General features: G+C 39.7%; 7 protein-coding genes and 2 pseudogenes. 5 read left to right on the top strand and 4 right to left on the bottom strand.

The features are described from left to right. Positions 1–366: 366 nt before the first annotated feature. The 3 genes from Q0541_RS25560 (at position 367) to Q0541_RS34610 (ending at position 4592) form a co-directional block, all read left to right on the top strand. Positions 367–3030, top strand: coding sequence for a TonB-dependent receptor (locus Q0541_RS25560; protein WP_298917439.1), 2664 nt, complete (start codon positions 367–369; stop codon positions 3028–3030). 57 nt (positions 3031–3087) lie between these two features. Further along, entirely contained in the window at positions 3088–4212 is a 1125-nt protein-coding gene (locus Q0541_RS25555) for a PepSY domain-containing protein (protein WP_298917436.1), read from the top strand. Positions 4213–4415: 203 nt separating this feature from the next. Further along, complete coding sequence (locus tag Q0541_RS34610) at positions 4416–4592, top strand: transposase (RefSeq protein WP_366941931.1); 177 nt, start codon at positions 4416–4418, stop codon at positions 4590–4592. A 1146-nt stretch (positions 4593–5738) separates the two neighbouring features. On the opposite strand, the gene Q0541_RS25550 is transcribed toward Q0541_RS34610, so the two are convergent. Further along, complete coding sequence (locus Q0541_RS25550) at positions 5739–7847, bottom strand: acylase (RefSeq protein WP_298917433.1); 2109 nt, start codon at positions 7845–7847, stop codon at positions 5739–5741. 635 nt (positions 7848–8482) lie between these two features. Between Q0541_RS25550 and Q0541_RS34605 the strand changes: the two genes are divergently transcribed. Together Q0541_RS34605 and Q0541_RS25545 are read left to right on the top strand one after the other, a co-directional pair. Further along, on the top strand, positions 8483–8581 hold the full coding sequence (locus Q0541_RS34605; RefSeq protein WP_366941930.1) for an IS1 family transposase: 99 nt from the start codon (positions 8483–8485) through the stop codon (positions 8579–8581). 294 nt (positions 8582–8875) lie between these two features. Continuing rightward, a pseudogene (locus Q0541_RS25545) lies at positions 8876–9256 on the top strand (tRNA-dihydrouridine synthase); the annotation flags it as partial. Positions 9257–9547: 291 nt separating this feature from the next. Here Q0541_RS25545 and Q0541_RS34600 read toward each other — a convergent pair. The 3 genes and pseudogenes from Q0541_RS34600 to Q0541_RS25530 all read right to left on the bottom strand — a co-directional run. Beyond that, positions 9548–10201: a hypothetical protein gene (locus Q0541_RS34600; RefSeq protein WP_366941929.1), complete on the bottom strand. Its 654-nt coding sequence runs from the start codon at positions 10199–10201 to the stop codon at positions 9548–9550. Between the two features lie 856 nt (positions 10202–11057). Continuing rightward, positions 11058–11378 (bottom strand): hypothetical protein, encoded by a 321-nt coding sequence (locus Q0541_RS25535; protein WP_298917426.1) that lies wholly within the window; start codon positions 11376–11378, stop codon positions 11058–11060. A 410-nt stretch (positions 11379–11788) separates the two neighbouring features. Continuing rightward, positions 11789–11972: pseudogene (locus Q0541_RS25530) on the bottom strand (ISAs1 family transposase); the annotation flags it as partial. Positions 11973–12343 lie beyond the last annotated feature (371 nt).

The raw sequence follows: 12343 nt of genomic DNA, 5'->3' as shown, positions 1-12343 counted from the left end.
ACTTTAATTACACTAATGCAAGTCTTTCGATCTTACAACCCCTTATATATAATAAATACTTATATTATTTATTAGTTTTATTGATTGTTAGTTGCAAAAAATATTTATATCTTAGGATAGATGCAATTAAAATTAGAATATTTTTGCTATTACCTCTATTCATTGCCCTATATGGAAAATAGCAAAGGATTAAGAGAAATTTTTCAGTAAAGAAAAAATTTCGCCACGAGGTTAGAGTTTGCTGTATCCTAATCATTTGAGAAAGATTTGCAAAAAAAATATTTGGTATAGGGCTTTACATATTAAAAATTACTTGCAATAATATGGACAAGATTATTGATTACAACCTGCGAGTTGCGATTGGGCATGAAACTAGAGCGAATACTGCCAAGCTTATTACTGATAAGTTGTGTTGTTGTGTGGAACACCACTGCTGTTTTGAGTGCAGAAGTCTTAGAGGCAAATCAGACAATTGAAAATCTCAAATCAACTAAAAAAATCTCAAAATTGAGTGAAATTAAGCGTTCCTTGAGGTTAGCTCAGTCTTCTACCCCCACTTCGCCGCCTGTAAATCAAGTTATCGAGATTACGGGAGTCAAGATTAATGCTACAGCAACAGGGATAGATTTGATATTAGAGACTACTTTGGGCGAAAAGTTACAAATAACACCGCAAATTGACGGCAAAACTTATATTGCAAACATTTCTAATGCACAGTTACGCCTCTCTAGTGGCCAGACATTTCGCCAAGAAAAGCCAGCCGCAGGTATTGCAGAGGTAATTGTCACTAATCAAGATGCGAATAATATCCGGGTGACGTTGATAGGCGAAGAAATAGCACCCAAAATTGAACTGTTTGATAGTGATGAAGGTTTGATTTTTGGGGTAGCATCAGAGATTGCTTCTATCCAACCGCAACAGCCACAAACACAAATACTAACCCAACCAACACAGCCATCTTCCCAACAGCCTCCGAAAACACCATCAGCACAAACTGATGAACCAATTGAATTGGTGGTCACAGGCGAAGAAGACGGATATAGAGTCACAGAATCTTCAACTGGTACGAGAACAGACACACCTATCCGCGATATTCCTCAATCAATCCAGGTGGTTCCACGGCAAGTATTAGAGGATCAAAAAACTATACGCCTGGTTGATGCACTACGAAATGTGAGCGGTGTTTTTAGCAGTAATAATTTTGGCGGTACTATAGATAGTTTCAATATTCGGGGGTTTGACGATGCCAGTATCCTGCAAAATGGCTTTAGACAAACCAACACAGAAGGTAATTTCTCATTGCGAGATACAGCAAGTATTGAGCAAGTAGAGGTTTTAAAGGGGCCTGCTTCAGTTCTGTATGGCAATGTTGAGCCAGGAGGCGTGGTCAATGTAATCACTAAGCGACCTTTAGCTAATCCTTTCTATAGTGCAGATTTATCGATTGGGAGCCAGAGTTTTTATCGTGGTAGCTTAGACTTATCTGGGCCGTTAACTCCAGATAAAGCCTTTCTTTATCGGCTGAATCTGGCTTATCAAAATGCAGGTAGCTTCCGCGAGTTTGTCAACAGTGAGCGAGTTTTTGCTGCACCTGTCTTTGATATTAAGTTAGGCGATCGCACTAATTTATCTATTAACACTAGCTATCTCTACGACCAACGCACTGTTGATCGGGGGATAGTTGCGATCGGAACCGGAATTGCGGATATTCCGAATAGCCGCTTTTTAGGCGAACCTGGAGACTTTCGGCGTAGTGAGCAGTTTGGGATTGGTTATCGTTTAGAACATGAGTTTAACGACAATCTCAAATTCCGTAATGCCTTTCAATTTTTACAAAACAATGAAAAAGTATTCAACACCAGCTTCACACAACTAGATGAAGAGACTGGCACTTTATTCCGTGATTATTTTGATAGTACCAATGAGTACAAGATATATTCGATGCAAACTGACCTCATGAGTAAATTTCAAACAGGTTCAGTCAACCATCAGCTGTTATTTGGCTTTGATTTACAAAGAAATACATCAGAAGGTTTCTTTAGAACGCCATCTGATGCTTTTAATACCTCAATAGTAGATCGCCAAACACCAAGTATTAATATTTTTAATCCCATCTACAATGTACTTCTGCCAGATATTTCAACCTTCATCTTGCTCCGAGATGACAAAACTACAACTGATAGCTTAGGTTTTTTCTTGCAAGATCAAATTGCACTGACAGATAATCTTAAACTTTTAGTTGGTGGTCGATTTGATACTGTTACACAAGAGCGTGATGACAAGCTAGAAAACATTGAAAGTAGCCAATCAGATGAAGCATTTAGCCCGCGTGTAGGTATCGTATATCAACCCATTGAACCGATTTCACTCTATGCTAGCTACAGCCGATCTTTTGCTCCTAACAGTGGTGTGCGTGTTGATCGTTCATTATTGGAACCAACACGCGGAACGCAATACGAAGCAGGTATTCGATTTGAATTCAATCCTCAACTGGCTGCTAATCTGGCATTTTACGAAATTACAAAATCTAATATTGCGACTACAGATCCAATCAATCAAGCATTTAGCATTGCTGTTGGCGAACAACGTAGTCGGGGTATTGAATTTGATGTTTCAGGAAAAATTTCACCTGGGTGGAACATAATTGCTTCTTACAGCTATACCAACGCTGAAATTACAGAGGGTTTTGATGCTGCACTAACTGGTAACAAAATCCCTAACGTACCTCACAATAAAGCCAGCTTATGGACAACCTATGAGTTTCAAAACGGTGGTTTCAAAGGCTTCGGTTTAGGAATGGGATTGTTTTATGTAGATGCTCGACAGGGTGATTTAGAAAATAGCTTTGAATTACCAAGTTATATTCGTACCGATGCAGCGATTTACTACCGAGAAAACAATTGGCGAGCCGCAATTAACTTCCAAAATTTATTTGATGTTCGCTATTTTGAAACCAGCGAACTTGGTCGAACAACGGTAATTCCAGGCGCACCGCTGACTGTTATTGGCTCATTTACTATTGAGTTTTAATAGCTTGTCAGTTGTCATTGGTTATTTATTATTTCTTTGCGTCACCGCAGTCATAATATGAAACTTCGTCATCTGGCTTTCCAGTTACATCGTTATTTGGGATTAGCCGCCGGACTAATTATTATAGTTGTTGGGTTGACAGGTAGCCTGCTGGTTTTTAAGGAAGAAATTAGCCATTTTCTGTTGGAAGTTCAGTTTGGAAAAATTACACCTCAACAGCAGCAAGTTTCAATATTATCTGTTATTGATAATGTTAAAGCAGTTTATCCTGATCCCAGCCTGAGTGTGAGTTTCTTGGAATTACCCCAAAAAGCTAATGAACCTATACACGCCGAATTGCAATCCCCAAAAAAACCGACTTTAGAGGTAATTGTCAATCCATACACAGGCAAAATTATCGGCGATCGCTTGAGTGAATATACCATCATAGCTATAATCGACAATCTTCACTATTCGTTATTAGCCGGGGATACTGGGGTTGCAATTGTCGGTGTTGCGGCTCTGTTAATGTTCATCCTCAGCGTTACAGGAATTATGCTGTGGCCTGGTTGGCGAAAACTATTTACAGGTTTTAAAATTAAATGGAACGGTCATATCAAACGGACAAATTTTGATATCCATAAAGTAGCAGGGATCATTACAGCAGTATTTCTGACAATCACTGCTTTTACCGGGTTTTGTTGGAATTTTTATTCTTATCTTGAACCTGTAATTTATGGTGTGACTTTTTCCCCTAAACCGATAGATCCGCAATCCACACCCATACCTAGTAAATCGTCATTAGGTTTAGTAGAAATTTTGGAACGTGCTGATGCTGCTTTACCAGAAGCTGTTATTACTTATATCGCTTTCCCAACCAGTCCAGAGGGGGTATTTTTGGTGGGTAAACGATTTTATGAAGAAAAACAAGTTTGGCGCAGCGGAGTTTATTTAGACCAATATACAGGGAAGGTATTGCGCGTTCGTAATTCACGATCGCTTTCTATTGGTGAGGAAGTGATAGATGCTTTTAACCCCCTGCACTTTGGTACTTTTGGCGGACTACCAACGCGAATTTTATATATTTTTGTTGGTCTTGCTCCCACAATTTTGTTTATCACTGGTTTTGTGATGTGGCGTTATCGTTATCGCTCAAAATTACTGAATGGAGATCGCGTGCATCATGCAAATTTAAAAGCGTAGTAATACCTCAAAATGCAAAATGCAGCCCAAAGCCAGAGTTGAATAAATTACTTTATCTAATAAAGTAGTGATTAAACTAACTCTTTCTGTACAAAAACCAGGAATAAGAATGTAATAGTAAATCTCTCGCACAGTTATGGAAGGAGGTAGAGCATCTAATTAATCTTGGCTCAATCCTTTGGGACATTTTTTAGAGTTGCTGTCTGCTCACAAGAGGTGATGACATCGCAGTTATCCAGTTTGACCAAGGGTCTTTTCACAAAGCGAAAGCTCTCGATTGTCCAGATAACATTATCCCTATTTTTCAACCTCCTCACTCTCCTGAACTCAACCCAATTGAGCGGTTTTGGGAATTTCTCAAATCTAAACTTCAAGCTTGAAAATTGTAAAACCCTCACACAACTACAGCAGAAGTTAACTGATGTCCTTAAAGCAATTACACCTGAGATGATTGCCTCTCTGACTTCTTACGACTTTATCCTTGAAGCCTTATTTAGCGCAGCTTCATAAAGAATTGGTATAACTAATTTATCGTAGTCTCCAATAACTTTGCCTTTTTGCATGGATGTTTTTCAAGTTTGATGCTTACGAAATACGGCATCACACTCAAGTTTTTTAATAGCAACTAAGTCGGTGTAATGAATTAAATTTATCCTTGAGGATTTGTACTCGCAGGGTCACAGTAGTATTTATGATGTTTGCTTGCTCGTCTTAAAGAAAGTATTTCATGAACGAGTAAGCTTTTCCTACCTAAGAATTTTTTGGACAGCCCGCGCATCATCGCCCCATCCATGAAGCTCTGTCTGATCCAGGAGCGATCGCTCTACCTACCCACTCACTGTTCATTAATTAAAAGTTAAAATCCTTACCTCATAAAGCTTATAGCTTTTCTTCGTGCCATTCGGACAAGAGCTATTAGGGGAATTTGAATTAGTTGTGGATAGCTATGAACAGTCCAGAGAAAGACCTAGAGACAAATTGGTTAAAATTGCATGACCTCTATGAGGGTTGGCAGCTTGCGAGAGAAATTTAACAGGAAAAGTCAGGTTTAAGGACAGTTAGTAACCCAAGTTGCTAGTTATAGATTAGGCGATCGCAAGGTGTCATTTAAGCAATACAATCCCCTTCAGGAATAAAAATCGGAGGGGTATATGCTAAATGAAATAATTGCGATCTATGCGCTTCCCTGATGACTTGTTAAAGGCGATTGGACATGATGAATATTGTCGTCGTCATATGACTGATGCAGAAATTATTACAACAGCATTAGTTGCAGCATTATTCTTTAACGGCAATCACAGTAGAGTTTGCAACTATATGAAAGAAGCTAGAAGCATTTACACTTTAAGAATACTTTATAAAATAAGTTTGATTTAATACTTAACTTTTTCAAATACTGTACTTTTCCTCTTAGTCAAAGCAGTGATTGCGCCCAGCGCAATCACTACTTTGGAGTTTGCAATTGCATTCAATAGTTTATTTGTATTTGATAACCCGCAACTTGGGTTAGTAGGAGACTATTGACCTCAGAATATTTTACGTTCTTCTAGATGGGCAAAAATATCTGAGCGATCGCGCCACACAGAACGCAACTTTTTCTTGGCGGACATCTGTAACTGGTCGCTAATGTGGGGCGATCCCGGTTGAGTTGCATTGCCGTAGCTAATTATTGCCATTGCCCGTACAGGGTTGGAAAATTCAATTGCAGCCACATAGGAATCACCTCCAACGGCTTGGAACGTTTGCTCTGCTGCGGGAGAAAAATTGAGTACACGAAAAATTCCTAGCTTGCCATCCCCACCATTGGCAGCTAAATCTACATCACCCAACCGTAGCCTAAAAACCTTACCCCACGGTACATCAAGCGCCCCATAAGTCTTTTCTACTTGTGCTGCGACTGCTTGCAGAGTTACAACTGCACTTTCAGAATTAGCTAAACCATCGGGTGTAGTGCGTGGAGAATTTTCATTCCAGGGTTTACTAAACGCCTTATCTAAATCCATCTGTTGTACCCAAAAGGCAAATAATACGGCCCCGCGACTATCTGTATTGGCTTGCCGATCCCAGGCTTCCAAGACATTAGCTGCTTGCTGCCCTAAGTCCTTACCATACTTGCGTGCAGCCGGAATTAAATCATCCAAAATTCGATCAGCCAGTTCCATGCGGGTAGAGTACTTGTCTGCAACCATTTCATCAAAAGAGATTTTGTCATCCTCAGCTAACATCTTTACAGAACGTTGTGAGCGGAAATCCATGAAACGAGGAGCCATGTAAGGCGGGTAATTATCTGCTTTAATGGCGGCTGGAAATGTAGTTGTCCAAGGTGGGTCATTTGTATTTTGCAACCAGCCACTCTTAGGGTCAACTATACGCGGTAAATCTTGGTAAGGATGAATTTTTGCCCACAAGGTTTTAGATGTATTTCCTGGGATTATGCCTTGCCAATATTTAAAATCACCCCTAGAGCGCACTGGAACTTGACCGTTGAATAGGTGCATGATATGCCCTTCTCTATCTGCATACATCACCGTAAACATTGGCAGTTGCAAGCGCTTGAGTACTGTTTGAAACTGGGTAAGGTTTTTTGCTCGTGCCATATCCCACCACTGCTGGAGTACACCTGGTCGGTCAAGACCTGCAACTCTCAGCGCCAGGGTTTTACCATTTTTCTCGGCTACTATAGGTCCGTGGACAGAACTTTTCACTACTAATGGTTGCTCTTGCAAGGAGCCATCTTTCTGTTTCACCTTTAAGGAAAGAGTTTTTGTCTCGAAGGTATGAACCTTGTCATCAAAGCGATACCCATTACCTGCTAGTGTGAGTTCATAAACATCCCAACCATCATAGGTGTTAACGGTGTGAGTCCAACCTAAGTTGTTGTTAAATGCGATCGCTAATACGGGAATACCTACAAGTGTTGCCCCATAGGCATCAATCCCTGGTGCAGTGATTTGGGCTTCATACCACAAAAATAAATCTGACCAAGGTAGGTGTGGGTTTGCTAGCAACATCGCCTTCCCATTGGCAGAATGAGTTGGTGCGATCGCCCAACCATTAGATCCTGTTGGCAATTTTTGTTTGCTTAGGTCTAATACTTCCTCTGGATTGACCACAAAGGTGAAATTGAGTACCCGATGTAAGTGAGCCATAACATCTTCTGCCTTGACTGGTAGCACCGCCTCAATTTGATCGTCAATCAAGTTAGGATTTTGTTTTGCATAAGCATTGATCCCAGTAGCAAAAGCATCGAGATAACCACGAAAAGTTGGACTCTGTGCTTTGTACCAAGAACGAGCGCGTTCTGGTACTCCCGTAGTCTGTACCCAACGATCTGAATCTAGGTATTTCTCTCCCCAATATTCGGCTGCGCGTCCCCGTGCTTGACCATAGAGACGCAAAAGCAAATCTCCATGACTTTGCATTTGTGCCCAACCAAAGGCATAAAATGCACTTTGGTCATCTTTTCCGTAAATGTGCGGCACACCATAGGTATCCCATAATATCTCTGTGGATTTTGTTGGCACAGCTATAGTGCGGCTTCCTACAAACAAAACCAGTATCAAACTGAGTATTAAGGGTAAAACACGACGTATTGATTTTCTTTTGTAAACCTTGAGTAAAATATCAATCCTCATTAACACCACTATGTCCAGATATAACGCCTAGTGACTTAAACTGCTATTGGGCATTGGGGAGCCAGCGCCGTGGACGGGTTTCCCGACTTGAGGCGACTGGCGTCATTAGGAACAGACAAGGGAGTGACTTTTTCAATAATTCTCCTTTGTCCCCTTTGTTACTATGCTCTAGTAACTAGTAGAGCACGCCGTAATATCTAGCTACCATCTTAACTCTCTTTTGTCACTTTCGGCAGATAATAATCTGTAACCCTTGCCCAGATAAGATTTTACCTATAGAGCTTTGTTTAGAGGTTTCTATTAGTTTGCGATCGCTAATCTTCTCACTAAATCTAGGTTTCATCATTTAGCCTCGATTTTTCTTTCCCCAGAGTGACAAAAGAGGGTTAATCAACCAGACAAGGAGGGGTTTAAGCCCCTTGGTAAAAGTAGGAGTAGGCAAACTGACGCCACAAACTACTAGTTCCAAGTCTCCAGTCCCCAGTCCCTAATCCCCTTTTCCGTAACAATGTCGCAAGTGACTTTGACAAAGCAGATTTAAGTTCATATAATAACACCACTTTATTGATAAATAATATCGGTAGTGTTCAAGATGTAATGATACAGAAGTAGAGTTTGTTGGTGTTCTCCTTCCCATGCCTACCTGCCCCATTTGTGTATCTTCCCAAACGGTCAAGAATGGCCGCATCCATAACGGTAAACAACGGTTCAAATGCCATGACTGCCGACGATAGTTCGTCGAACAATCGACCAAAAAAGTGATCGACCAAGCCACACGGGAACTGATTGACCGATTGCTCCTGAAACGCATTTCTCTAGCTGAAATCTCTTGTGCAGCCTAGGTTTCTGAACAATGGCTGCAAACCTATGTCAATGAGAAATATGCTCTGATGCCTCGAAGCGTACAGGTGGTAGCCAAAAAAAGGGGAGACTAACGATCCAATGCGATGAATTATGGTCATTCATGGATAACAAAGGGAACAAGCTGTGGCTCTGGTTGGCTCTTGATGCAGACACTCGTGGCTTTTACTGCTGTTGAAGTGCTTTCTCAAACGGGTGCGGCGGGTGTGATGGTGGGACGCTGGGCGATTGGGAATCCTTGGCTTTTCAATCAAATTCGCCAGGCTTTGCGCTTCGAGACGATCACGCCTGTTCCTTTAGTAGAGGTACGCAACTATATTGATCGTTTATGGCAAACCCCCGCAGCAGCATCTATGCCAGAGCGGGCGCGCATCGGCTACCTAAAAATGTTCCTCAACTACATTGCCCTAAGCGTTGACGCTGAAGGTGATTTCCTGCGGCTGATGCGAAAGACCTCTACCGAAGTAGAAATGTTTAACCTCTGTGATCGCGTTCTCCTTGCCGATTTGACGAAAACTTTAGCCCTAAAACCCTCAAGGAGCCTGTAACTGTGAACAACAAATCTGAGGTAATAAAAGAGACTAGTTTAAAATAGAGATACTGCTTTACTCTTGCGCCTCGGTAAGCCTTTGCTGATATTCTTTATACTCTTTGTTTTTATGCGTTTTTATGCTGGCAATATTTCTCAACTGTTTCTGATGCTGCGATGTCTACGACGGGCTACGCTTACGCACTATCATATTCATCTCCACCTTCGCTTAATAATCGCTGTTTGGTTTGCTTTCGTAAGTCAGAGACAACTTTGCCATTAACTTTACGCGTTTTTGACCAATCTAGAATCACTTTAGGAGAGTTACTAGTTTCAATGTATTTCTCCTGTTCAATCTCTGGTAAACTATAGCCTCGTAGTGACGGTATCCAGTGGTAAATGAAGTCTCCTTGAGGATCTTTTTCGGCAATATTCTTCGATGATGTAAGACGAGAATACTCAAACAAGTCCATCCCAGATAGCGATGGCTGATTTCAAACGGATCATGGAACTTATGGCGGAATGGGGGAATAGCGGTGAGGATAATAATAAATAAAAGTGTTAACAATATACTGGATGTAACGATTGATATAGGATCGCTGGATGTAGCCATTGATAGAGGATCGCTTGGGTTTCCCAACTGCTGAAATACATCAACAATTAGCCAGAGAAAACCCCAAGTAGCACATGAGGCGTGAACCCCACCGATGTAATGAACGCCACTATTAAGATAGTATTTGCCATAAACAATTTTTACCGAAGTCCATACTGCCAAACGATACAATAAATGCAAAATCAGTTCATTACGAACTAAAACAGCTATTAGTATATTGCTGACACTAAAAATTGCTGTTGAAATGTCATTTAAATATATTGTTTCGTAAAAAATAACTAAAAGTAAAATATTGACGCTAGAAACCAAAATCCACCAAAAAATGTGCATATTAAAGTTTTGCTTGAACATAAATCTGTCTCCTGAAATCAAGTTCAAATTTTCTGATTATTAATTTCACCAATTGTCTATTAAGCCAGTATGTCACTTGAGCAACTAATAGAGACGGCAATAAAACTTCCATAAAAAATGCAAAGTTTGTGAAAGGTGGATTACTGTTGATTTTCATGTAAATACAAAAATATTTTTGCATGAAAAATGATTAAAGTTTCTCAAAAGAGAGGATTTTTTTCAAATCTATCTTTTGATAGAGGGTTTTTAGATTATTTATTCATATGCAAACTATCTAACTACAAAAAAATCAAAACAAATTCCGTACTTTTAAAATAAATTCATTGACAGCATTCTGATACTGCACTCCCCCTTGACTCAACTGGGGTATAAGTAGCATTCGCCCAGAAAACCGGGTTCAGAGATATTACATAAGTAATACAAGCATATTTAAAAGCTGAAACCCTTATTTTCTCATTCAGTAGTGACTCGATGATAAGCAGAGCGTCAATGACCTTAGTTCTGGATAAAATCCTTATTTAATAAGGCTTTCAAGCTTATCTCGGTTTTCGGTTCGCCTGCTACTCAAGTCCCGAAGGAAGAAGTTTGTTTACCATCTGGGTGATTTGGGTTGATTTTTGGAGCTAATCAATAAGCTCATCTTATCATTTCTCGCAGATGAGCAGCTTTTTTTTATTCCTCAAAAAACGGTATCAGACACTACTATTTTTAAGTGATCGCAGAAATCTTCAGTTTACTGATTTTGTTTAACGTCTTCCACAACCAAACATTCCTTGTTGCAGCACCAGAAAACCTAGTTTTTGGTTATGATTCTGAATACTGAATCGATGTTCTAGAGGGGGGGTTTGGTGATAGATTAAGGATATTCAATAACTTCTTGTTTATTTGATTGTAAACATCCGATAGGAATAGCTATATAACCCCTTCTCTGTACATCTTGATCCCAAACTATTAACACAGTCATTGGTATACCAGTTTTAGACCTGTAATATCCGACAAGATTATGCATACCAAATTTTGGCGTCGTTCTTGTTTGAATTCCAGTATCAGGACTAAAAGCCGCACAATTCCTTATAACCTTAACGTTTTTAGCCAAAGCTGGCGTAACAGAAAAACCAAAAGTTACTACACTAACAGTAGTAACAGTCAAGATAAGATTAGCAAAGTTATTAAACATTTGAACATCCCTTTTACTTTTAGTAAAAATTATCGTAAGGCTGTTTCAAACCATTTACTCACTTGAGAATAGAGAGCGGAATGATTGGCTTTAATTGGCAGGACAAAATCGGCTTTTTTGTCGATAATCTTTTTGGCAATTTCGCTTTATATCCCCATTGCATCACTGGAAATGATATATGAATCTGGTTTGATTTCTGAAATTACTTGCGTAGGGAGGGAATAGGGAAGAGAAAAGAAGGCTCTTTGAGGTGTACTGAGTTTTTTCAAAAATCAAATATGAGTTCTATAGCTCCTGTGATATCTATAGCAATCCGAATTGAAACGTGAGAAACTACGGAGATTAAAAGTACGTATGTATTTATAGGCTTTTCATAGATTTTCGTTTTCACAAATGATTTAGGATTGCTATAGTAATTCTAATAATGCAGGAATAGTCGTAATCTCGTTGGATTTATTTTCTACTTTTATTTGTGCTAACACCAGATGTTGTTCACGTAGACCTTGCACTAATGATATGAAGTGCAGATTTGCCTTGATTTCAGTCGTATGCACCTCTTACATTCTTACCATCTATACTCATTATTTTCTTTCGTGACTGCAAATGAATAAAGGTGAATTTAGATAATTGAAATCAAAATCATCAGTCTCTCGATTTGAGTCTGCAAATGATAAAACGTGACATGAACAGCTCCTGCAATGCCTTCTTATTTTGTGATTCGGCTTCTGGAGGCTACATTTATATATAAGATAGGTTTTTGCAACCTATACACTTCGGTGCGTGTCGCTTGATGCCAATAAGTAAAGTAGATTCTCAATAGATTCAAAAGCAATGTCATTAACCCTTGCTTATTGCTAAGATTTTAGGCGTAGACGTTCTGCGGCTTGCCGGAGGCATAGCTTTGGGGGTTAAAAAATAATTAGACACGAACCCTCTTGTTCTGGTCAATATTTAATTCTGTAACG

The sequence above is a fragment of the uncultured Nostoc sp. genome (assembly GCF_937863485.1).
GTDB lineage: Bacteria > Cyanobacteriota > Cyanobacteriia > Cyanobacteriales > Nostocaceae > Nostoc.
Note: the sequence above shows the minus strand (reverse complement) of the source record. Positions and strands in the feature narration are given on the sequence as shown.

Coding starts and splice junctions, on each gene's coding strand:
- Q0541_RS25560 (WP_298917439.1), top strand. CDS start 367: ATGAAACTAGAGCGAATACTGCCAAGCTTATTACTGATAAGTTGTGTT.
- Q0541_RS25535 (WP_298917426.1), bottom strand. CDS start 11,378: ATGTTTAATAACTTTGCTAATCTTATCTTGACTGTTACTACTGTTAGT.
- Q0541_RS34600 (WP_366941929.1), bottom strand. CDS start 10,201: ATGTTCAAGCAAAACTTTAATATGCACATTTTTTGGTGGATTTTGGTT.
- Q0541_RS25555 (WP_298917436.1), top strand. CDS start 3,088: ATGAAACTTCGTCATCTGGCTTTCCAGTTACATCGTTATTTGGGATTA.
- Q0541_RS34605 (WP_366941930.1), top strand. CDS start 8,483: ATGCCTACCTGCCCCATTTGTGTATCTTCCCAAACGGTCAAGAATGGC.
- Q0541_RS25550 (WP_298917433.1), bottom strand. CDS start 7,847: ATGAGGATTGATATTTTACTCAAGGTTTACAAAAGAAAATCAATACGT.